This is a genomic window from Leucobacter massiliensis (genome assembly GCF_002982315.1).
GTDB classification, from domain to species: Bacteria; Actinomycetota; Actinomycetes; order Actinomycetales; family Microbacteriaceae; genus Leucobacter; species Leucobacter massiliensis.
The window spans coordinates 171,533-193,222 of sequence record NZ_MWZD01000014.1; the positions used below are offsets into that span (position 1 = coordinate 171,533).

The 21,690-nt window shown below is 69.7% G+C and carries 15 protein-coding genes; 7 read left to right on the forward strand and 8 right to left on the reverse strand.

Annotated elements, in window-relative coordinates; all coding sequences use genetic code 11:
* Positions 1–135: 135 nt before the first annotated feature.
* Positions 136–1,506, reverse strand: coding sequence for a class II 3-deoxy-7-phosphoheptulonate synthase (locus tag B4915_RS05035; protein WP_105804740.1), 1,371 nt, complete (start codon positions 1,504–1,506; stop codon positions 136–138).
* A gap of 100 nt (positions 1,507–1,606) precedes the next feature.
* The gene (locus B4915_RS05040; RefSeq protein WP_105804741.1) at positions 1,607–2,278 is read right to left on the reverse strand and encodes a lysophospholipid acyltransferase family protein; all 672 of its coding nucleotides are present in this window, start codon (positions 2,276–2,278) and stop codon (positions 1,607–1,609) included.
* A gap of 150 nt (positions 2,279–2,428) precedes the next feature.
* Here B4915_RS05040 and B4915_RS05045 point away from each other — a divergent pair, with 150 nt between their 5' ends.
* Positions 2,429–4,255 carry an AMP-dependent synthetase/ligase gene (locus tag B4915_RS05045; protein WP_105804742.1) on the forward strand — a complete coding sequence of 609 codons (1,827 nt, stop codon included), beginning with the start codon at positions 2,429–2,431 and terminating at the stop codon, positions 4,253–4,255.
* Positions 4,256–4,370: 115 nt separating this feature from the next.
* Here B4915_RS05045 and def read toward each other — a convergent pair whose 3' ends face one another.
* Together def and B4915_RS05055 are read right to left on the reverse strand one after the other, a co-directional pair.
* Positions 4,371–4,862 carry a peptide deformylase gene (gene def, locus B4915_RS05050; RefSeq protein ID WP_105804822.1) on the reverse strand — a complete coding sequence of 164 codons (492 nt, stop codon included), beginning with the start codon at positions 4,860–4,862 and terminating at the stop codon, positions 4,371–4,373.
* 11 nt (positions 4,863–4,873) lie between these two features.
* Positions 4,874–8,272 carry a pyruvate carboxylase gene (locus tag B4915_RS05055; protein WP_105804743.1) on the reverse strand — a complete coding sequence of 1,133 codons (3,399 nt, stop codon included), beginning with the start codon at positions 8,270–8,272 and terminating at the stop codon, positions 4,874–4,876.
* 293 nt (positions 8,273–8,565) lie between these two features.
* On the opposite strand from B4915_RS05055, the gene B4915_RS05060 reads away from it, so the two are divergent.
* Both B4915_RS05060 and B4915_RS05065 read left to right on the forward strand, forming a co-directional pair.
* The gene (locus tag B4915_RS05060) at positions 8,566–11,370 is read left to right on the forward strand and encodes a M1 family aminopeptidase (RefSeq protein WP_181158460.1); all 2,805 of its coding nucleotides are present in this window, start codon (positions 8,566–8,568) and stop codon (positions 11,368–11,370) included.
* A gap of 163 nt (positions 11,371–11,533) precedes the next feature.
* Entirely contained in the window at positions 11,534–12,343 is an 810-nt protein-coding gene (locus tag B4915_RS05065; protein ID WP_105804745.1) for a ParA family protein, read from the forward strand.
* A 105-nt stretch (positions 12,344–12,448) separates the two neighbouring features.
* Here the strand turns inward: B4915_RS05065 and B4915_RS05070 are convergent, their stop codons facing one another.
* The 4 genes from B4915_RS05070 to B4915_RS05085 all read right to left on the reverse strand — a co-directional run bounded on the left by B4915_RS05070 (position 12,449) and on the right by B4915_RS05085 (position 15,962).
* Complete coding sequence (locus B4915_RS05070; RefSeq protein ID WP_245907343.1) at positions 12,449–13,060, reverse strand: MerR family transcriptional regulator; 612 nt, start codon at positions 13,058–13,060, stop codon at positions 12,449–12,451.
* A 158-nt stretch (positions 13,061–13,218) separates the two neighbouring features.
* Entirely contained in the window at positions 13,219–13,890 is a 672-nt protein-coding gene (gene ftsR / locus B4915_RS05075; RefSeq protein WP_105804746.1) for a transcriptional regulator FtsR, read from the reverse strand.
* A complete protein-coding gene (locus tag B4915_RS05080; protein WP_105804747.1) occupies positions 13,891–14,355 on the reverse strand; it encodes an FHA domain-containing protein in 465 nt (154 codons plus the stop codon).
* Positions 14,356–14,489: 134 nt separating this feature from the next.
* Positions 14,490–15,962 carry an XRE family transcriptional regulator gene (locus B4915_RS05085; RefSeq protein ID WP_105804748.1) on the reverse strand — a complete coding sequence of 491 codons (1,473 nt, stop codon included), beginning with the start codon at positions 15,960–15,962 and terminating at the stop codon, positions 14,490–14,492.
* A gap of 152 nt (positions 15,963–16,114) precedes the next feature.
* Here B4915_RS05085 and aceA point away from each other — a divergent pair, with 152 nt between their 5' ends.
* The 4 genes from aceA (at position 16,115) to B4915_RS05105 (ending at position 21,636) form a co-directional block, all read left to right on the forward strand.
* Positions 16,115–17,428: an isocitrate lyase gene (aceA, locus tag B4915_RS05090; RefSeq protein ID WP_105804749.1), complete on the forward strand. Its 1,314-nt coding sequence runs from the start codon at positions 16,115–16,117 to the stop codon at positions 17,426–17,428.
* A gap of 146 nt (positions 17,429–17,574) precedes the next feature.
* Complete coding sequence (aceB, locus tag B4915_RS05095) at positions 17,575–19,236, forward strand: malate synthase A (protein WP_105804750.1); 1,662 nt, start codon at positions 17,575–17,577, stop codon at positions 19,234–19,236.
* A gap of 142 nt (positions 19,237–19,378) precedes the next feature.
* Positions 19,379–19,867 carry a type III secretion system chaperone family protein gene (locus B4915_RS05100; protein ID WP_105804751.1) on the forward strand — a complete coding sequence of 163 codons (489 nt, stop codon included), beginning with the start codon at positions 19,379–19,381 and terminating at the stop codon, positions 19,865–19,867.
* A 170-nt stretch (positions 19,868–20,037) separates the two neighbouring features.
* A complete protein-coding gene (locus tag B4915_RS05105) occupies positions 20,038–21,636 on the forward strand; it encodes a PTS mannitol transporter subunit IIBC (protein WP_105804752.1) in 1,599 nt (532 codons plus the stop codon).
* Positions 21,637–21,690: the final 54 nt, after the last annotated feature.

Consider the following 21,690-nt stretch of genomic DNA (forward strand, 5'->3'; position numbering starts at 1 on the left):
GCCGCCGCTCCCCCTCCCCCTCCCGATCCTGCTCCTGCTCGGGCGAGGAGCCGCTGAGGCGCCGCGCCGCCGGCCGGGCGGAACGGCAGCGGCCCCGGCCCCCGCAGGGGAACCGGGGCCGCTGACGGGCACGACTCAGCGAGCTGCGCGCTTCAGCTCCTCCGCCACCAGGAAGGCGAGCTCCAGCGACTGCATGTGGTTGAGTCGCGGATCGCACAGCGACTCGTAGCGGGACTCGAGCGCCGCCTCGTCGATGTTCTCCGAGCCGCCCAGGCACTCGGTCACGTCGTCGCCCGTGAGCTCGACGTGGATGCCGCCGGGCACCGTCCCCACGGCGCGATGCGCCTCGAAGAAGCCCAGCAGCTCGTCCATCACATCGTCGAAGCGCCGCGTCTTGTAGCCCGTGGCGGTGGTGATCCCGTTGCCGTGCATGGGATCGGTGATCCAGAGCGGGGTGGCGCCCGCGTCGCGCACGCCCTCGAGCAGGCCCGGCAGCACCTCGCGGATCTTCCCGGCCCCCATGCGGGTGATGAAGGTCAGGCGGCCGGGCTCCCGCTCGGGGTCGAGCTTGTCGATGAGCCGGAGCGCGTCATCCACGCTCGCGGTCGGCCCGAGCTTCACGCCGATAGGGTTGCGCAGGTGCGAGAGGAACTCCACGTGCGCGCCGTCCAGATCGCGCGTGCGCTCGCCGATCCAGAGCATGTGGCCCGAGGTGCCGTAGAGCTCGCCGGTGCGGGAGTCGACGCGCACGAGCGGCCGCTCGTAGTCGAGCAGCAGCGCCTCGTGGCTGACGTAGAACTCCGTCTGCCGGAGCGCCGCGCTCTCCACGCCGCAGGCGCTCATGAAGCTCAGCGCCCGGTCGATTTCGGCGGCGAGCGATTCGTAGCGCTGGTTCGCCGGGTTCGAGACGAAGCCCTTGTTCCACTCCTGCACCTGCCGCAGATCGGCGAAGCCGCCCTGCGTGAAGGCGCGGATGAGGTTGAGGGTCGAGGCGGAGACGTGGTAGCCCTGCAGGAGCCGTCGCGGATCGGCGGTGCGCGAGGCCTCGGTGAAGTCGTAGCCGTTGACGAGGTCCCCGCGGTACGCCGGCAGGGTGACGCCCTCGCGCGTCTCGCTGTCGCTCGAGCGGGGCTTCGCGAACTGCCCGGCCATGCGCCCGACCTTGATCACCGGCATGGAGGCGCCGTAGGTGAGCACGACGGCCATCTGCAGCAGGGTCTTCACGCGATCGCGGATCTTATCGGCCGTCGCCGCGGCGAAGGTCTCGGCGCAGTCGCCGCCCTGCAGCAGGAATGCCTCGCCGCGCGCCGCGGCCGCCAGGCGCTCGCGCAGCTGGTCGGACTCACCGGCGAAGACGAGCGGCGGCTGCGTGGCCAGCTCGGCGGTGGCCGCGTCGACCGCTGCCGCGTCCGGCCAGCTCGGCTGCTGCTTGGCCGTGAGCCCGCGATACGCGTCGAGCTCCGCGAACGCGCGAGTGGCGGCGGGGTGGATGCTCTGGATCGTCATGGGCTCTTCCGGATTCTCTGTGCGGCAGCCCGGCTGCCGGGGAGGTGAACGTCACGGCGGCTCGCCGCAACCACCCCAGCTTACTCGCGTGCGCTGGACGCTACGGCTTGCGTACGCTGGAGGCGTAGACGTCGGCGTACTGCTGACCGCTCAGCTTCTGGATCTCGAGCATGATCTCGTCCGTCACGCTGCGGAGCACGAAGCGGTCCGCGCTCATCCCCTCGAAGCGGCTGAAGTCCAGGGGCTTCCCGATCACGGTCCCGATGCGCCGGATCCGGGGGACCTTCCGGCCGATCGGCATCGCCTTCTCGGTGTCGATCATGACGGCCGGAACGACGACGGCACCGGATTCGAGCACCAGGCGGGCGACGCCGGTGCGGCCGCGGTAGAGGCGCGCATCGGGGCTGCGGGTGCCCTCCGGGTAGATGCCGAGCACGTCACCGCGGTCGAGCACGCTGAGACCGGTGTTGAGGGATGCCTCGGAGGCCTTGCCTCCCGAACGGTCGATCGGGAGCTGGCCGACGCCGAGCATGAAGTTCTTGACGAGCCAGCCGCCGAGACCCTTCCCCGTGAAGTAGTCGCTCTTCGCGAGGAAGTAGACCCGCCGGTCGATCATGAGCGGCATGAAGAAGGAGTCGATCACGGAGAGGTGGTTGCCGACGATGATGACGGGTCCCGTCGCGGGGATGTTCTCGGCACCCTCGACCCACGGGCGGTAGATCGTCTTCAAGAACGGCCCGATGATCAGGTGTTTGAAAATCCAGTAGAGCACGGTGGCCGGTTCCTCTCGTCAGCACACACAATAGCGGAGCACGGGCGGGGATGCCCGTATGCGTCCCGCGGTGCGTATAGGCTGAGTGCATGATCGCGGCGCTGCGGGATCGCGGCCGCGTTCCCCTCACGAGGTATCGAAGGAGCTGCCGTGCAACAGTCTGAGACCCCGATCCTGATCCCCTCCGTTCCCGAGGACAACATCACCGATCTCCTTGAGCAGCGCGTGCAGGCCACGCCCGACCGTGCGCTCTTCTCCGTTCCGGCCGGCGAGGGCTGGCGGGACATCAGCGCCCGGGACTTCCGGGAGCAGGTCGTCGCGCTCGCGAAGGGCTTCGCCGCGGCGGGCGTCGAGCCCGGAGACCGGATCGCCTTCGTGTGCAAGACCAGCTACGAGTGGACGCTCGTCGACTTCGCGCTGCACTACGCCGGGGCGGTGATGGTGCCCGTCTACGAGACGTCTTCCGCGTTGCAGATGCACTGGATCCTCGAGGACTCGGGGGCACGGGGCATCCTCACGGAGACCGCCGAGCATGCTGCTCGCTTCGACGAGATCCGAGACCAGGCCCCGGGCGTGACGCTCGACTGGCGCATGGACGAGGGGGCGATCGACGCACTCCGCGGCTCCGGCAGCTCCGTCGCCGACGAGGAGATCGAGCGGCGCCGCGGGCTCGCGGTCGGCAGCGACATGGCGACGCTGATCTACACCTCCGGTTCGACCGGCAGGCCGAAGGGCTGCGTCCTCACTCACGCCAACTTCGTCGACCTCGCCCGCAACGCGGCGACCGCGCTCTCGGACGTCGTGCAGCAGCCCGGTTCCTCGACGCTGCTGTTCGTGACCCTGGCACACGTGTTTGCACGGTTCATCTCGGTGCTCGCGGTGCACGGCGGCGTGCGGGTGGGGCACCAGGCCGACACCACGCAGCTGCTGCCGGCGCTCGGCAGCTTCCAGCCGACCTTCCTGCTGGCCGTGCCGCGCGTGTTCGAGAAGGTCTACAACTCGGCCGAGCAGAAGACGGAGGCGGAGGGCAAGGGGAAGATCTTCCGCGCCGCCGCGAAGGTCGCGGTCGAGCACTCGGAGGCGCTCGACGCCGGCAAGGTGCCCTTCATGCTGGGGCTCAAGTTCAAGCTCTTCGACAAGCTGGTCTACGCGAAGCTGCGGGAGCGCCTGGGCGGCAAGGTCCGGTTCGCGGTCTCCGGATCGGCGCCGCTGAGTCACTACCTCGGTCACTTCTACCGCAGCCTCGGCGTGAAGATCCTGGAGGGCTACGGCCTCACCGAGACGACCGCGCCCGTGACGGTGAATCTGCCCGATAAGTTCAAGATCGGCACCGTCGGGCCCGCGCTGCCGGGCCACACGGTCCGCATCGCCGAGGACGGCGAGATCGAGGTGAAGGGCATCGACGTCTTCAAGGAGTACTGGAACAACCCCGAGGCGACGCAGGCGGTCTTCACCGAGGACGGCTTCTTCCGCACCGGGGATCTGGGCTCCCTCGACGAGGACGGCTACCTCTCGATCACGGGCCGCAAGAAGGAGATCATCGTCACCGCCGGCGGCAAGAACGTCGCCCCTGCCGCGCTGGAGGATCCGATCCGCTCGAATACGATCATCGGACAGGTCGTCGTGGTCGGGGATCAGAAGCCGTTCATCTCGGCGCTCATCACCCTCGATCCCGAGATGCTGCCGGTCTGGCTCAACAACAACGGCGAGGATCCGAACATGTCGCTGGACGAGGCCGCGGTGCATCCGAAGGTGCTCGCCGAGGTGCAGAGCGCGATCGACCACGGCAACGCCTTCGTGTCGCGCGCGGAGTCGATTCGCAAGTTCACGATCCTGCCCACCGAGTTCGTCGAGGCCAATGGTCACCTCACCCCGAAGATGAGCATCAAGCGGGACAACATCCTGCGCGACTTCGCGGGCGAGATCGCCGCCCTCTACGGCGACAACCCCCAGACCGAGTCCCTCTCCGTCAAGTAGCCTCCGCCGCGCCCCGGCGCCGAGAGGGGAGAAACACACGCACCGCCCGCGGTGCTCACTGCGTTGTTCCCCTCTCGCCGGGGATCGAAGTTCAAGGGCTCAGGAGCTCAGGGGCTCAGAACCAGGCGGACTGGCGGATCTGGCGCATCGCCTCGCCGCGGGTCTCGCGGTCGAGGCGCGAGAGGTAGAGCTTCCCGTCCAGGTGATCGCACTCGTGCTGCAGCGCCTGGGCGAGAAGCCCCTCTCCCGAGATGACGATCTCCTTGCCGTCGAGGTCGATCCCGCGCACCGTCGCACGCGGGTGGCGCATCACCGGGAACCACAGATCGGGCACCGAGAGGCAGCCCTCGCCCGTCGGCTCGGGCTCCCCCTCCAGCGCCACGATCTCCGGGTTGATGACGTAGCTGATCTCGCCGTCGATGTTCAGGCTGAACACGCGCTGCGTGTGTCCGATCTGAGTGGCCGCGAGACCGGCCCTGCCGTCCATGTCGACGGTCTCGCAGAGGTCTGCGACCAGTCCGCGCACCCCCTCGTCGATCGATTCGACCGGATCGCACACCGTGCGCAGCACCGGATCGCCGAACAGCCTGATCTCCCGAATCGCCACGAGCACCCAGCCTACGCGATGACCACGATGAGGTCTCCGGCCTCGAGGCCCCTGGTGCCCGCGAACACGATGCGCTCCACGGTGCCCGACACCGGCGCCGTGATCGCGGCCTCCATCTTCATGGCCTCGATCGTGGCGACCGGCTGACCCGCTTCGACCGCGTCGCCGACGGCTGCCTTCACGGTGACGGTGCCCGAGAAGGGGGCGGCGACGTGACCGGGAACCGTCCGGTCGGCCTTCTCGGCGACCGGCGCATCGACCGACACGCTCTCGTCCTTCACGAAGACCTGCCGCAGCTGACCGTTGACGCGCACCATCACCGTGCGCACGCCCTTGTCGTCCGCCTCGCCGATCGCTTCGAGCCCCACGTACAGGCGCACGCCCTTCGCGAGGTCGATCGCGTGCTCCGCCCCCGCTTCGAGCCCGTAGAGGTAGTCGGGCGTGTCGAGCACGGAGAGGTCGCCGAACTGCTCGCGTGCCTGCTCGAACTGCCGGGTGGGCTGCGGGAAGAGCAGCCGGTTGAGCGCCGAGCGCCGCTCCGGCCCGCTGCTCGCGAGCGCGGCGGCGTCCTCCTCGCCCACCTGCGCGAGCTCGATGTTCACCGTGCGGCCCGCGAGCACCTTCGAGCGGAAGGGCTCCGGCCAGCCGCCGGGGATCTCCCCCAGCTCGCCGGCGAGGAAGCCGACGACCGAGTCGGGCACGTCATAGTTCTCGGGGTGCGCCTCGAAGTCCGCGGGGTCCGCGTCGACGGCGGCCAGATGCAGGGCGAGGTCGCCGACCACCTTCGAGGACGGGGTGACCTTCGGGATGCGGCCGAGGATGCGATCCGCGGCCGCGTACATGTCCTCGATCTTCTCGAAGTTCTCGCTGAGGCCCAGCGCGATCGCCTGCTGCCGCAGATTCGAGAGCTGGCCGCCGGGGATCTCGTGCGTGTACACGCGCCCGGTGGGCGACGGCAGGCCCGACTCGAAGGGCTTGTACACCGCGCGCACCGCATCCCAGTAGGGCTCTAGCGCGAAGACCGCCTCCGCGTCGAGCCCCGTGTCGCGCGGCGTGTCGGCGAGGGCGGCCACGAGCGCGGAGAGCGAGGGCTGGCTCGTGGTCCCCGACATCGGCGCGCTGGCCGCGTCGACGGCGTCCGCACCGGCCTCGGCCGCCGCGAGCAGCGTGGCGAGCTGCCCGCCAGGCGTGTCGTGCGTGTGTAGGTGGACGGGCAGATCGAAGCGTTCGCGCAGCGCCGCCACCAGCTTCGCGGCGGCGGCGGGGCGCAGCAGGCCGGCCATGTCCTTGATCGCGAGCACGTGCGCCCCGGCCGCGACGATCTCGTCGGCGAGACGCAGGTAGTAGTCGAGGGTGTACTTGTCCTCGTGGGGCGAGAGCAGGTTACCGGTGTAGGCCATCGCGACCTCGGCGACCGCGGTGCCGGTCTCGCGCACCGCGTCGATGGCGACGCGCATCTGCTTCACGTCGTTGAGCGCGTCGAAGATGCGGAAGACATCCACCCCGGTCTCGGCGGCCTCCGCGACGAAGGCGCGCGCCACGCTCTCGGGGTACGGGGTGTAGCCGACCGTGTTCTGCCCGCGCAGCAGCATCTGGATCGGGATGTTGGGCAGCGCCTCGCGGAGCACCGCCAGCCGCTCCCAGGGGTCCTCCCCCAGGAATCGCAGCGCCACGTCGTAGGTCGCCCCGCCCCACGCCTCGACCGACCAGAGCTGGGGGGTGAGCCGCGCGACGTAGGGGGCGATGCGGGCGAGGTCCTTCGTGCGCACGCGCGTGGCGAGCAGGCTCTGGTGCGCGTCGCGGAAGGTCGTCTCCGTCACCGCGAGCGCGGTCTGCTCGCGCAGGCTGCGCGCGTAGCCCTCCGGTCCGAGCTCGAGGAGGCGCTGGCGGTAGCCCTCGGGTGCGGGCCGGGAGAGATCGGCGGCCGGCAGTTTCGCGGCGGGATCGATGGCACCGGGCCGCGGACCGTTCGGCTGATTCACGGTGACGTTCGCGACGTGCTGGAGCAGGCGGGTGGCACGGTCCTTGGGCTTGTTCATCTCCAGGAGCTCGGGCCGCTCCTCGATGAAGGAGGTGGCGATGTCGCCGGCCTGGAAGGCGGGGTCGGCGAGCACGGCCTGCAGGAAGGGGATGTTGGTGGCGACGCCGCGGATCCGGAACTCGGCGAGCGCGCGCCGCGCCCGCACGACCGCGTCGGCGAAGGTGCGCCCCCGGCAGGTGAGCTTTGCGAGCATCGAGTCGAAGTGCGGGCTGATCTGTGCACCGGCGTTGATGGTGCCGCCGTCGAGGCGCACGCCGCCGCCGCCCGGCGAGCGGTAGGCGGTGATACGGCCCAGGTCGGGGCGGAAGCCGTTCGCGGGATCCTCCGTGGTGATGCGGCACTGCAGCGCCGCGCCGCGCATCTCGATGCGATCCTGCGTGAGCTCCAGCTCGGCGAGCGTGGCACCCGCTGCGATCCGCATCTGCGCGCGGACCAGGTCGACGTCGGTGATCTCCTCGGTGACCGTGTGCTCCACCTGGATGCGCGGATTCATCTCGATGAAGACGTGCTCTCCGGCGCGAGCACCCTCGGTGTCGAGCAGGAACTCCACGGTGCCTGCGTTCTCGTAGCCGATGCTCCGGGCGAAGGCGATCGCGTCGCGCGTCAGCTCGTCGCGCTTGGCCTGCGAGAGGTTCGGGGCCGGCGCGATCTCCACGACCTTCTGGTGACGCCGCTGCACCGAGCAGTCGCGCTCGAAGAGGTGCACGGTCTCGCCCGTGGCGTCTGCGAGCACCTGCACCTCGATGTGGCGCGGACGCAGCACGGCCTGCTCGATGAACATGGTCGGATCGCCGAAGGCCGACTCGGCCTCGCGCATCGCCGATTCGAGCGCCTCGCGCAGATCCTCCTCGCGCTCCACGCGCCGCATGCCGCGGCCCCCGCCGCCGGCGACCGCCTTGGCGAAGACCGGGAAGCCGATCTCGCGGGCACCGGCCACGAGCGCGTCCAGATCGGTCGACGGCGGCGTGGACCGGAGCACCGGCACCCCCGCGGCGATCGCGTGCTCCTTCGCGGCGACCTTGTTGCCCGCCATCTCGAGGGCCTGGCGGCCGGGACCGATGAACCGGATGCCCGCCGCCTCAGCGGCGGCGGCCAGCTCCGGGTTCTCGGAGAGGAAGCCGTATCCGGGGTAGATCGCGTCGGCCCCGGATTCCACGGCGACACGCACGATCTCGGCGACGTCCAGGTACGCCCGCACCGGGTGTCCCGGCTCCCCGATCAGGTACGCTTCATCGGCCTTCAGCCGGTGCAGCGAATTGCGGTCCTCGTACGGGAAGACGGCGACCGTCGAGGCCCCCAGCTCGTGGGCGGCGCGAAACGCCCGGATCGCGATCTCTCCGCGGTTGGCAACCAGAACCTTCTTGAACACTCGGAGGTCTCCTCTTCGTCGTCGGTGATCAGCGGCTGCCCAGGCCGGAACGTCGTTCGATATCAAGATACATGGTCTTGACGTCCTCGCCCGCATCCCCGATGAGACGCGGGAGCGCGACGGCCATCGCTCGCTCGCTCCTCTCCGAGCCCCGGTGACGACGCCGGAGCACCCCAGCCCGTCTGGAGGGGTCCAGCCGTGGCACCGCTCCGCGTCTTCTGCCGGAAACAGCTCCCGCGTATCGTGGGTCCCGGTTGACGGCGCGGTCACTGGGGATCCGCATGGTCGACCGAATGATCGAAACCTCGAACCCGAAGGACACCATGACTCCGACCAGACCGCCCAACGGCGCGCGACCGCGCCGCCACCTCTCGATTGCCGCGACGCTCGCCCTCGCCGCGGGCATGCTCGTGCTTCCCGCCCAAGCCGCCTTCGCCGCCGAGCCGATCGACGGCGCGCCGACCGCCGGTGACACCGTGTTCCCGAACGTCGGTAACAGCGGGTACGACGCCCTGGACTACGCCGTCGCGATCGCGTGGTCCCCCGACACCGTGCAGTCGGACGGTCTGGTCAGCGGCACGATCGAGTCGGCGACCACGACCATGACGGCGAACGCCTCGCAACCGTTGCGCTCGTTCACGCTGGACTTCGAGGGCATGGAGGTCGATTCCGTCACGGTGAACGGGGAACCGGCGAACTGGGTGCGCGATGTCGACGCCGCAGCGATCAAGTACAAGCTGGTGGTGACCCCTGCGACCCCCGTGTCGGGCGAATTCACGACGACGATCTCCTATCACGGGGTCCCGGTCACGCACATCGACGCCGATGGATCCGCGGAGGGGTGGAGCCGCACCAGCGACGGCGCGATCCTGCTGGGTCAGCCGGTCGGGATGATGGCCGGGTTCCCCCACAACAACACACCCGCCGACAAGGCGACGTACACCTTTACCGTCGACATCCCCTCGCAGCTCTCCGCAGCGAACGGGACGGGGCTCTCCGACGCCGCGGTCGTGAGCAACGGTGAGCTCGTCTCGCGCACCCCCTCCGAGGACGCCACCCGCACCACCTGGATCTGGCGCCAGAACCAGCAGATGGCCTCCGAGCTCGCCGTGATCGGCATCGGCCGCTACGACATCATCGAAACTCAGCTCGCCCTGAGCGACGGCCGGGTGATTCCGAGCTGGTCGTTCATGGACTCGACGCTCTCGGCCGCGAACAAGACGACGATCACGAACCGCGTGAACCAGCTGGAGACGATCACGCGCAACCTCGAGAGCGTGTACGGCCCCTACCCCGGCAACAGCACCGGGGTGATCGTCGACACGGTGCCCGCCGAGATCAACTACGCGCTCGAGACGCAGGATCGCTCCTTCTTCCCCTCGGTGAACTCGGTGAACGGGAACACGCTGATCCACGAGCTCGTCCACCAGTGGTACGGGGATCACGTCTCGCCGACCACCTGGACCGACATCTGGATCGGCGAGGGCATGGCGACCTGGGGGCCGACGCACTACAACAGCGCCGCGGGCTTCGGCTCCGGCTCGTCCACCGAGCAGACGTACTTCAACTCCTGGAACAGCGTCCCCGCGACAAGCGTCAACTGGTCGATTCCGCCCGGCGCGCAGACCGACTCCGCGGCGCTGTACGGCTACCAGACGTACACGCGGAGCGCCCAGTTCTGGGAGGCGCTGAAGATCGCGATCGGAGACGAGGCGTTCTTCGGTGTCGTCCGGCAGTGGCAGGACCGCTTCGGGGGCACGAGTGTGTCCGGATCCGAGCTGAAGGCGCTGGCCGAAGAGCTCTCCGGGCGCGATCTCACCGCGTTCTGGGAGGACTGGATCCTCACCCCGGGCAAGCCCGACTGGCCCGAGAAGCTGACGGCCTCCCTCGCCTCGGACCGCAGCGACGCCGTCGGGCGCGGCGACCGGGTGGAGTACACGCTGTCCGCCGAGAACACCGGACGGATCCCGCTCGCGAGCTCGGTCGTGACGGTGGATGTGTCGTCCGTGCTGGCGCGCGCCGCGATCGAGGAGCCGCTCGCCGAGGGACTCACCCTCGACGGCACCACGCTCAGCTGGGCCGTGCCGGCGACAGCCACCGGCGCGAGCTCGACGGTCGCCTTCGCGGCGGTCGTGGACGACGCGGCCTCGGGCGGCACGCTGGAGGCCCAGGCGACCGTGGCGACGCTCGGCGGCACCTGCGTCAGCTGCGGCACCTCGCTCGAGGTGACGGAGTACGAGCTGTCGCCGGCCCCGAAGCCGACCGTCTCGGGCCCGGCCCGTGCGGGCGAGACCCTCACCGCGCAGGCTGCCGGCTGGCCGGAAGGAACGACGTTCGCGTATCAGTGGTCGGTCGGCGGGAAGCCGGTGGACGGGGCCACCGCGCAGACCTTCGCGGTGCCCGAGACCGCGGTCGGCTCGCCCGTAACAGTCACCGTCACCGGCACGAAGGCGGGCTATCTGCCGACGAAGGCCACGAGCGACCCGACCGCGCCCGTCGCACCGGCGCCGAAGCCCGGTCCGTTCCGCGATGTCACGCCGAGCACCAAGTTCTCGAAGGAGATCAACTGGATGGCGGAGGCGGGCCTGGCCACGGGTATCCGGAAGACCGACGCGAACGGCGCGGTCTACTTCGACTACGAGCCGAAGACCGCGGTCACCCGCGAGGCGGTCGCCGCCTTCCTCTTCCGGCTCGAAGCGCCCCGCGGCTACACCGCCCCCAAGGTCTCGCCGTTCGCGGACGTCCGGCCGGGAGACAAGTTCTACCGGGAGATCGCGTGGATGCACGAGGCAGGACTGGCGAGGGGCATCAAGCAGCCGGCCGGCAAGCCGGACTACGCGCCGAAGGCGACGATCACCCGTGAGGCGATGGCCGCTTTCATGTACCGGAAGGACGCGCGGGGCGGCTTCGTCGCTCCGAAGTCGTCGCCGTTCGCCGATGTGCGGCCGGGGGACCGCTTCTACCGGGAGATCGCGTGGATGTACGATTCGGGACTGTCGACCGGCATCAAGCAAGCCTCGGGAAAGCCGGCGTACGCCCCGAAGGCGAACATGAGCCGTGAGGCCATGGCCGCCTTCCTCTACCGCGCCGAGCACTGAGGACGCACTCCGCTTCCCCGCAGCCGCGCGGCCGGGACCTCCCGGCGCGCGGCTGCTTCGCGGGTGCCGGCGGGCCCGGCTGCACCCGGCGGCGGGCGTTTCCGGAAGTCCACTCCGGGTTTCCCCTGGAAGTTTCACAATGGGCATCGACTAAACTCGTGCTGTGCATGTATTGAGTGTGAGTTCCCTCAAGGGCGGTGTCGGCAAGACCACCGTGACGCTCGGCCTTGCTTCGGCCGCGTTCTCCCGCGGCCTCCGAACGCTGGTCGTCGACTTCGACCCGCAGTCGGATGTGTCCACCGGCCTCGCAGTCGACCCGGAGGGGTTCGCGAACGTCGCCGACGTGCTCGAGAGCCCGAAGGAGAAGACGGTGCGCGCCGCGATCGCGCACAGCGGCTGGAACGAGTACCACGAGGGCGGAACCATCGACCTCCTGGTGGGCAGTCCCTCCGCGATCAACTTCGACGGCCCCCACCCCTCGACCCGTGACATCTGGAAGCTCGAGGAGGCGCTCGCCATCGTCGAGTCCGAGTACGACCTCGTGCTCATCGACTGCGCGCCCTCGCTCAACGCGCTGACCCGCACGGCCTGGGCGGCGAGCGATCGCGTGCTCGTGGTCGCGGAGCCGAGCCTCTTCGCCGTGGCCGCCACCGACCGTGCCCTGCGCGCGATCGAGGAGATCCGCCGCGGGGTGAGCCCGCGCCTGCAGCCGCTCGGGATCCTCATCAACCGCACGCAGCCGCAGTCCATGGAGCATCAGTTCCGCGTCCGCGAGCTGCGTGAGATGTTCGGCCCCCTCGTGCTCAACCCCCAGCTTCCCGAGCGACCCTCGCTGCAGCAGGCGCAGGGCGCGGCGAAGCCCGTGCACATGTGGCCCGGCGAGGCCTCGCAGGAGATGGCCGCCAACTTCGACCTGGTGCTCGACCGGGTCATGCGTTCTGCGGGCATGGACGCCGCCCGCGCGGGCAAGTAGGCGGCGCTCCGAGTTCCGCTCGCCGTCTCCGGCCTTCTCCCCTGAAGACGCTTCAGCCGGGAGCGGACGCGGGCGGTGCTGGCGGGGCGGGCCGCGCGCGGTGAGCTAGGAGATCTTCTGGCGGCTGCGCCGGCGGGCCGCGAGCTCGTCGACGGCCTCCGCCTGCTCGCGGTGCTCGTCCATGTCGACGAGAGAGGTCTCGACCTCGCGCAGCACCTTGCCGACGGCGATTCCGAACACGCCCTGCCCTCGGCTCACGAGGTCGATCACCTCGTCGTTGGAGGTGCACAGGTAGACGCTCGCGCCATCGCTCATGAGGGTGGTCTGCGAGAGGTCGTGGACTCCTGCCTCGTGCAGCTGGGCGACGGCGGTGCGGATCTGCTGCAGCGAGATGCCGGTGTCGAGCAGCCGCTTCACGAGCTTGAGCACGAGGATGTCGCGGAAGCCGTACAGACGCTGCGAGCCCGAGCCCTTCGCGCCGCGCACGGTGGGCTCCACGAGGCCGGTGCGCGCCCAGTAATCGAGCTGACGGTAGCTGATGCCCGCGGCCCGGGCCGCCGTGGCGCCCTTGAAGCCCCCGTCTTGATTGGGCTTGGGAAGACCATCGTCGAAGAGGAGCTCGTCTCCCAGTGATCGGGGGCGCTCGTGCCGGACGCCGTCGCTGCGGTCGCCGGAGGGAGCTGCCTCGTCGCCCGGCGACTGCGGGGTGTGCTCCATCGTGTTCCTCTCTGCGGGACCGCGCGCGCGGTGCCGGACTCCAACAACGGTACCCAGATGGGCACCCCCGTGCAACGACCGCCGCTCGCCAAATATCGCGTGTCGACCTCTACCTCAACTTGAAGGTTGAAATCACGCCGAACGAGGGCGGAAAAAGCTCAGCCGAGCCGCCGGCGCAACACGCCGGAGCGCACCGTCTCCAGGTGCGCCGCGAGTTCGAGCGCCTCCTCCGTCCCTGCCGGGCTGCCGCTCTTGTGACCGCGCACGGACACCGCGTGGGCGATCAGCTCGGCCTCACGCTCGGCCGCGACGCGCAGCGCACGCAGATGCCGGGGCGTGATGCCCTGCTCGGCGAGGCGAAGCAGTGCCGTCACCTGCGCGACCGCGTCGTGCGGGAAGACCTCGGCGGCCGGCAGCAGCCCGGCTGCGATCGCCTCGCCCAGGAAACGGCTGCTCGCGCCCGTCGCGCGACGCAGCTCCTCACTGCTCAGCACGCGGCGCGGCGCGAGGATCGTGGACGCGCTGCGCGGCGCGGCGCCGGGGATGATCGGATCGCGGCCCGCGTCCAGCTCTTCGAGGAGTTCAGCGATGACCTTCAGCGGCAGGTAGTGCTCGCGCTGGAGCGTCAGGATGAGGCGCAGGCGCTCGATGTGCTCCTGCGAGAACTTGCGGTAGCCCGAGGGCGTGCGCTCGGGCGTGACGAGCCCCTGCTCCTCGAGGAAGCGAAGCTTCGACGGCGTGAGATCCGCGAAGTCGTCCTGCAGGCGGGCCAGCACCTGTCCGATGCTGAGCAGTTCGGGCGCGCGCCCCCCCGCCCGCGCGACCGCCATCTAGGCGTCCTCGCCGAGGTCGAAACGGGAAGCGAAGAAGGTGAAACGGAACTTCCCGACCTGCACCTCGATCCCGTCCTCGAGCTGAACTTCTCCGTCGATGCGCTTCCCGTCGCAGAAGGTCCCGTTCAGGGAGCCCAGGTCCGCGACCGAGAACTGCGTGCCGTTCCGGCGGAACTCCGCGTGCCTGCGCGACACGGTCACATCGTCGAGGAAGATGTCCACGGCCGGGTGCCGCCCCGCCACCGTGACATCCTGGTCGAGCAGGAAGCGGGCGCCCAGATCGGGGCCCCGGCGCACCACCAGGAGCGCCGCCCCCGAGGGGAGCGCCTCGACGGCTTCCCGCTCGTCGATCGTGAGGTCGGTGGCGCGGGTGCGGATCATGGCGCCGAGGTCGTCGCGGAACTGCTGGGTGGACCGCACCTCGGTGCTGTCGGCTCGACGAGCATGATTCTCGGCGTTCACGTCATCTCACCTGCTTCGCTCGGGGGCCTCGATCGGCCGCGGGGCTTGGGCTTTCTACGCTATCGCAGCGATGGGCGGCGGCGCATCTCGGGACCGCGTTTCCGGGCAAATACCCCGCCGGCCGCGCGCTGCGCTCACTCGTGCGCCTCGAGGAAGGCATATACCTCGTTCGCGTCGACCCCGGGGAAGGTGCCCGTCGGCAGTGCCGCGAGCAGGCTCGTGGGCGTCGCCGCCTCCGGCCACGCCGCCGCCTCCCACTTGCTCGTCAGCTCCCCCGACGCCCTCCGGCAGCACCGGTCGTCCGGGCAGAAGGAGCGCGAGCGATGCGGGGTCTCGCGACCGCGGAACCACTTCACGTCCTCGAAGCGCACGCCCACGCTCACGGAGTAGAGCCCCTCCTTCGCCTTCTCCACGCGCGAGGTGCACCAGTAGGTGCCACCCGAGGCCATGTCCGTGTACTGGTACCAGGGATTGAAGCGGTCGGGCTGCGAGAAGATCGTCCGAGCCGTCCAGTTGCGGCACACCGTTGCGCCCTCGAGATTGCCCAGCGCGTCCGAGGGGAAGCACACCCCGTCGTTCTCGTAAGCCTTGATGAGCGTCCCCGACTCGTGCGCCTTCATGAAGTGGACCTGCAGCCCGAGCCGCTCGGTGGCGAGGTTCGTGAAGCGGTGCGCAGCCATCTCGTAGGAGACGGCGAAGGCGTCGCGCAGATCCTCCATCGAGATCTGACGCTGCTGCTTGGCCTCCGAGAGCAGCTCGACGGTCGCGTGCTCCGGGAGCAGCACCGCGCCGGCGAGGTAGTTGGCCTCCACGCGCTGACGCAGGAAGTCGCCGTAGCTGCGCGGCTCCTCGTGTCCGCACACGACACTCGCGAGGGCGCGGAGGATCGGCGCCCTCGCGTCGCGCGAGGGGAGGTTGTTGCCGAGGTACAGCCGCCCGTTACGACGGTCGATCACCGAGCGGGTGGAGTGCGGGATGTCGGAGACGTAGTGCAGGCTGAAGCCGAGTTTCTCCGCAATCGAGGAGATGGCCCGCTGGGACACCGGCCCGCCGGCGTAGCCCACGCTGTCGAGCAGCTCACGGGCCGCCTGCTCGAGCTCCGCGAAGTAGTTCCCGGCCACGCGCATCTCGCGCCGCAGCTGGGTGTTCGCGCGCCGGGCCTCCTCAGGCGTCGCCGCCCGCTCGCGGTGCAGGCGCTCGACCTCCTGGTGCAGACCGAGGATCGCACGCAGGGTCTCGTCGCCCGTCGCCTTGGAGACGCGGATCGGCTGAATGCCGAGCGAGCGGAATACGGCGCCGCGCTGAGCGCGCTCCACGGCGATCTCCAGCGCCGCTCGCTCGCTCGGCGGCTCGTCCACGAGCAGCTCGTCGACCGTCGAGTCGAGCGCGGCGGCGAGCGCCCGCAGCAGCGGCAGTCGCGGCTCGCGGCGGCCGTTCTCGATGGCCGACAACTGCGAGGGCGCGCGGTCGACCGCGGCGGCCAGCTGCTCGAGGGTGAGGCCGAGCGCCGTGCGCCGCTCGCGGATCCGGCGCCCGAGCGTGAGGGCGTCCCCGGCTTCCTCGGGCTGAGGCGCTGCCCCCGCGAGTTCGCTGTCGAGAAGAGTCATGGCCCCATGGTGCCAGAGCAGAGTTCTTCCGGCAAGCGGAAAAATTCAATTTCTTCACCGCGGGATCTGCCCACTTGGCCGGTTGACCCGCCCCCAGGATGGAACTACCCGCAAAAACCGCCCGCTCCGGGCACCGAGACACAGGAGTCATCGTGACGAACGACGCAACGCAGCAGACGCCGGATCAGAGCCCCGCCGAGCAGCTCGCGTGGGACTGGGAGAACGACCCCCGCTGGGAGGGCATCACCCGTGACTACAGCGCCGAGGACGTCGTCCGCCTGCGTGGCCGCGTGCAGGAGGAACACACCCTCGCCCGCCGCGGCGCCGAGAAGCTGTGGGCCCAGCTCACCTCCGAGGCCCCGAACGGCGGCTACACGAACGCGCTCGGCGCGCTCACCGGTAATCAGGCCGTGCAGCAGGTGAAGGCCGGGCTCCGAGCGATCTACCTCTCCGGCTGGCAGGTCGCCGCCGACGCCAACCTCTCGGGTCACACCTACCCCGACCAGTCGCTGTACCCCGCCAATTCCGTGCCGCAGGTGGTGCGCCGCATCAACAACGCACTGCTGCGCGCCGACCAGATCGAGCACGCGGAGGGCATCCAGACCGTCGAGGACTGGCTGGTGCCGATCGTCGCCGACGCCGAGGCCGGCTTCGGCGGACCGCTGAACGCCTACGAGCTGATGAAGTCGATGATCGCGGCGGGGGCCTCGGGCGTCCACTGGGAGGATCAGCTCGCGAGCGAGAAGAAGTGCGGCCACCTCGGCGGCAAGGTCCTGATCCCCACCCAGCAGCACGTGCGCACCCTGAACGCGGCCCGGCTCGCCGCCGACGTGGCCGGCGTGCCGAGCGTCATCATCGCCCGCACCGACGCCGAGGCGGCGACCCTCATCACCTCCGATGTCGACGAGCGCGACCGGCCGTTCATCACGGGCGAGCGGACCGCCGAGGGCTTCTACAAGGTGACGAACGGCCTCGCGCCGTGCATCGCCCGAGCGAAGGCGTACGCCCCCTACTCCGACCTCATCTGGATGGAGACCGGCACCCCCGACCTGGAGCTCGCGCGCAAGTTCGCCGAGGGGGTCAAGGCCGAGTTCCCCGACCAGATGCTCGCCTACAACTGCTCGCCCTCCTTCAACTGGAAGAAGCACCTCGACGACGCGACGATCGCGAAGTTCCAGCGGGAGCTCGGCGCGATGGGCTTCAGCTTCCAGTTCATCACGCTCGCCGGCTTCCACGCCCTCAACTCCTCGATGTTCGACCTGGCGCACGGCTACGCCCGGAACGGCATGTCGGCCTACGTGGAGCTGCAGGAGCGCGAGTTCGCGGACGAGGCCCGCGGCTACACGGCCACCAAGCACCAGCGCGAGGTCGGGACCGGCTACTTCGACGCGATCTCGACGGCGCTGAACCCCGACGCCTCCACGCTCGCGCTCGTCGGCTCGACCGAGGAGGGTCAGTTCCACTGACCCGACCATGGACACAGCGGGCACCCGCGCAGCGGGTCAGTTCCACTGACCCGACCATGGACACAGCGGGCACCCGCGCAGCGGGTCAGTTCCACTGACCCGCTGCACCGCCCCGAAACCGCACCACTCACGCAAAGGACCAGATCATGACCACCACGCAGGCGGCCCCGCAGCAGCAGACCGCCCCCTCCACCACCGCCCGTCCCACCGGCCCCCGCATCGAGGTGCTCGGCCGCCCCTTCGAGCGCAGCGAGGAGATCCTCACTCCCGAGGCGCTGCAGTTCCTCACCGAGCTGCATGAGCGCTTCGCGAGCACGCGCCACGAGCGGCTCGCGGATCGGCAGCGCCGTCGCTACGAGATCGGCAACGGTCGGGATCCGAAGTTCCGCGACGACACCCGCGCGATCCGGGAGGATCCGAGCTGGCGAGTCGCCGGGGCGGGGCCCGGGCTGGAGGATCGACGCGTGGAGATCACCGGGCCGACGGACCCGAAGATGACCATCAACGCGCTCAACTCGGGTGCGCGGGTGTGGCTGGCCGACCAGGAGGACGCGACCAGCCCCACCTGGCGCAATGTGATCGGCGGCCAGCTCTCGCTGTTCGACGCGATCCGCGATCGGCTGAGCTTCACGAGCCCCGAGGGCAAGGAGTACCGTGTCACTGCGGAGCGCACGCCGACGATCGTGATGCGACCTCGCGGCTGGCATCTCGTCGAGAAGCACATGCGGTACGTCGACGCGCAGGGGCAGTCGGGCGCCGCCTCGGGCAGCCTCGTCGACTTCGGCCTGTACGCCTTCCACAATGCCCGCGAGCTCGTCGCCCGGGGCCGCGGCCCGTACTTCTACATCGCCAAGCTCGAGTCGAGCGAGGAGGCGAAGCTGTGGGACGACATCTTCACCTTCACCGAGCAGGCGCTGGGCCTCGATCACGGCACGATCCGCGCTACGGTGCTCATCGAGACGCTGCCGGCGGCCTTCGAGATGGAGGAGATCCTGTACGTGATGCGGGATCACATCGCCGGCCTGAACGCCGGGCGCTGGGACTACATCTTCTCCATCATCAAGAACTACCGCGGCCGGGGCGCGCGCTTCGTGCTCCCCGACCGCAGCGAGGTCACGATGACGGTCCCGTTCATGCGCGCCTACACCGAGCTGCTCGTGCAGAGCTGCCACAAGCGCGGCGCGCACGCCATCGGCGGCATGAGCGCGTTCATCCCGAACCGCCGCGACCCGGAGGTGACGGCTCGCGCCGAGGAGAAGGTGCGCGCCGACAAGCACCGCGAGGCGAACGACGGCTTCGACGGCACCTGGGTGGCCCATCCGGATCTCATTCCGGTCGCGCAGGCCGAGTTCGATGCGGTGCTCGGCGAGCGCCCGAACCAGGTGGATCGGCAGCGCGACGACGTGGAGGTCACCGCTGCGCAGCTCCTCGATGTGCGCATCGGACGCGACATCACCGAGAGCGGCGTGCGCGACAATGTGTCGGTGGCGATCCGCTACATCGAGGCCTGGCTGCGCGGTCTCGGGGCGGTGGCGATCGACAATCTCATGGAGGACGCCGCCACGGCCGAGATCAGCCGTTCCCAGATCTGGCAGTGGATCTATCAGGACCAGTCGACGGCCGAGGGGACGCGGATCACCCGCGACTGGGTGCGCGAGATCGTCGAGGAGACGGTGGCCGGACTGGATCGCTTCGACGGCGACCGCTATAACGACGCCGCGGCCCTCTTCGCCGACGTCGCCCTGGGGGACGACTTCCCGACGTTCCTCACCGTGCCCGCCTACAGCCGCTATCTCGTTGACGCCTGAGGGGGAGTGTGCGAGCTGCGGTGCGGCCCCGGGGATCCGTCCCCGGGGCCGCACCCGTGTTCGGCGGCCGGCGCAGCCCGCCCTCCTCGCGGTCTCGCTCGGGCGCCGGATACGCTGAGGGGACGTGAGGAAAGGAACCGGGATGGGATTGTTCGGGAAGAGCGAGCGGCCGGAGTCCGGCGGGCTGGAGGCGCTCGCGCCGCTGTCGAAGGACCGGATCAAGGCCGCTCTGGAGCGCGCCGGCTGGTCGTACACGGTCGATTCGGACGGCGATGTCGGCGGCGGCTGGGAGTACGGCTCCTTCTACTTCTTCGTCAACGGGAAGATGGACGAGCTGCTGTGCGTGCGCGGCTTCTGGCGCGGTCGGCTCGACGGCGACGACTACGCGCGGGCTCTCGAGGTGTGCAACATCTGGAATGCGGACAAGCTGTGGCCGAAGACCTACGTGGGGCGCGACGACGAGGGGATGGTCCGCATCAACACGGAGCACAACGTCGATTACGAGCACGGCCTCACCGACGAGCAGCTCATGCAGCATCTGCTCTGCGTCATCAACACGAGCATGGCGTTCTTCGAGCACGTCAATGAGCAGTTCCCCGAGGCCTGGGAGCGGTTCCGGCCGGAGGGCTGAGCCGGCCGGCTCCCCCGCGCGCGGAGAGCTCGTCCCCTGCATGCGGTGCACCACGCACCCGCATCGTGCAAGCGGTAGCGCCGAGCGGCGCCACGCAGGAGAATGAGGGTGCATGCAGGCGGCATCGGGGCCCCGGTCCCGTTCCTCCGCGGACAGGAAGGATGACGAGCATGACGACAACGACGACGTCTGAGCGGGGCGGGGCGCGGGTTGCCGTGCAGCGCTTCGGCACCTTCCTCTCAGGCATGATCATGCCGAATATCCCGGCGCTCATCGCGTGGGGCATCTTCACGGCGTTCTTCATCCCCGTCGGCTGGACGCCGAACGCGCCGCTCGCGACGATCGTCGAGCCGATGATCCACTATCTGCTGCCGCTGCTCATCGCCAACACCGCGGGACGCATGGTCTATGACACCCGTGGCGGGGTCGTGGGCGTCGTCGCGACGATGGGCGCGATCGCCGGCTCCGATCACCTCATCGCCGAGTTCAATGAGACGCTGCCCCCGGGCGCCGAACCGTTGAACCCGATACACATGTTCATCGGCGCCATGATCCTCGGACCGCTCGCCGCCTGGACGATGAAGCGCCTCGATGCGCTCTGGGCCGAGCACGTGCGCGCGGGCTTCGAGATGCTCGTCAACATGTTCTCAGCGGGGATCTGGGGATTCATCATGGCGATCGTGGGCTTCTACCCGGTCGCCTGGCTGGTGAACGGCATCATGACGGTGCTCGGGAACGCCGTGAACTGGCTGGTCGAGACGAACCTGCTGCCGCTCACCAGCATCTTGATCGAACCCGCGAAGGTGTTCTTCCTCAACAACGCGATCAATCACGGAGTGCTCACTCCGCTCGGCACCGCCGAGGCGGCCGAGACCGGGAAGTCCATCCTGTTCCTGCTCGAGGCCAACCCCGGTCCCGGGCTCGGGATCCTGCTCGCCTTCACCTTCTTCGGGGTCGGGATGGCGAAGGCCTCCGCTCCGGGCGCGGCGATCATCCAGTTCTTCGGCGGCATCCACGAGGTCTACTTCCCCTACGTGCTCATGAAGCCCCTGCTGCTGATCGCCGCGATCGCGGGCGGTGCGACGGGCGTCGCGACGAACATGGTCTTCGACGCGGGCCTGCGCGCGCCCGCCTCGCCGGGCAGCATCATCGCCGTCCTCGCCCAGACCGCTTCCGACTCCTATCTCGGCGTGATCCTGTCGGTCGTCCTCTCGGCAGCGGTGTCGTTCGCGATCGCGGCCGTGATCCTGCGGGCCTCGCGGCGGCGCGATCTCGAGACCGAGAATGCCGGGGATCTGAGCGACGCCATCGCGCGCACCGAAGCGAACAAGGGCAAGTCGAGCACGGTGCTCGCGGGGCTCGCCGGCTCGTCGGCCGGCGGGAGCCCGGCCGACGCCCAGGCCCCCGCAGCCGCTGCGGGCCGGGCCGGCGCAGCGCCCGTCCCGAGCGGCGACGCCCCCTCCCCCGGTCCCGTCGGCTCGATCATCTTCGCCTGCGACGCGGGCATGGGTTCGAGCGCGATGGGCGCGACGGTCCTGCGCGCGAAGCTGAAGTCGGCTGGCGTCGAGGGCGTCACGGTCAGCAACAGCGCGATCTCGAAGCTGGGGCCGGGCGCCGCGGACATCGTCATCACGCACGCGGACCTCACCGACCGTGCCCGCGCGCAGATTCCGGAGGCTGAACACGTCTCCGTCGACAATTTCATGTCCAGCCCGCGCTACGAGGAGGTCGTCGAGCGGGTACGGCAGTCGCGGGCCGAGGCGGGGTGACGGGCATCGCCGGCTACGCCCCGCCACCGGAGTCGTCGCTCTCGCCCGTCTCAC

Bases quoted from the DNA above. Each gene is read 5' to 3' on its own strand.
- B4915_RS05085 (WP_105804748.1), bottom strand. From the start codon at position 15,962: ATGACTCTTCTCGACAGCGAACTCGCGGGGGCAGCGCCTCAGCCCGAG.
- aceB (WP_105804750.1), top strand. From the start codon at position 17,575: ATGACCACCACGCAGGCGGCCCCGCAGCAGCAGACCGCCCCCTCCACC.
- B4915_RS05100 (WP_105804751.1), top strand. From the start codon at position 19,379: ATGGGATTGTTCGGGAAGAGCGAGCGGCCGGAGTCCGGCGGGCTGGAG.
- B4915_RS05105 (WP_105804752.1), top strand. From the start codon at position 20,038: ATGACGACAACGACGACGTCTGAGCGGGGCGGGGCGCGGGTTGCCGTG.
- B4915_RS05035 (WP_105804740.1), bottom strand. From the start codon at position 1,506: ATGACGATCCAGAGCATCCACCCCGCCGCCACTCGCGCGTTCGCGGAG.
- B4915_RS05070 (WP_245907343.1), bottom strand. From the start codon at position 13,060: ATGGAGCACACCCCGCAGTCGCCGGGCGACGAGGCAGCTCCCTCCGGC.
- ftsR (WP_105804746.1), bottom strand. From the start codon at position 13,890: ATGGCGGTCGCGCGGGCGGGGGGGCGCGCGCCCGAACTGCTCAGCATC.
- B4915_RS05060 (WP_181158460.1), top strand. From the start codon at position 8,566: ATGATCGAAACCTCGAACCCGAAGGACACCATGACTCCGACCAGACCG.